Raw genomic sequence first — 544 nt, forward strand, 5'->3', positions numbered from 1 at the left:
GCCATCGCCCTGATAGACGGTTTTTCGCCCTTTGACGTTGGAGTCCACGTTCTTTAATAGTGGACTCTTGTTCCAAACTGGAACAACACTCAACCCTATCTCGGTCTATTCTTTTGATTTATAAGGGATTTTGCCGATTTCGGCCTATTGGTTAAAAAATGAGCTGATTTAACAAAAATTTAACGCGAATTTTAACAAAATATTAACGCTTACAATTTAGGTGGCACTTTTCGGGGAAATGTGCGCGGAACCCCTATTTGTTTATTTTTCTAAATACATTCAAATATGTATCCGCTCATGAATTAATTCTTAGAAAAACTCATCGAGCATCAAATGAAACTGCAATTTATTCATATCAGGATTATCAATACCATATTTTTGAAAAAGCCGTTTCTGTAATGAAGGAGAAAACCCACCGAGGCAGTTCCATAGGATGGCAAGATCCTGGTATCGGTCTGCGATTCCGACTCGTCCAACATCAATACAACCTATTAATTTCCCCTCGTCAAAAATAAGGTTATCAAGTGAGAAATCACCATGAGTG

At 38.1% G+C, this 544-nt stretch carries 1 protein-coding gene; it reads right to left on the reverse strand.

Going from position 1 to position 544, the window contains the following annotated elements; genetic code table 11:
- Window positions 1-309: 309 nt before the first annotated feature.
- A partial coding sequence (locus SB725_RS30130) for a phosphotransferase (RefSeq protein ID WP_410923014.1) occupies window positions 310-544 on the reverse strand: 235 nt, incomplete at its 5' end.

The organism is Pseudomonas sp. SIMBA_041 (assembly GCF_046535095.1).
GTDB lineage: Bacteria > Pseudomonadota > Gammaproteobacteria > Pseudomonadales > Pseudomonadaceae > Aquipseudomonas > Aquipseudomonas mucoides.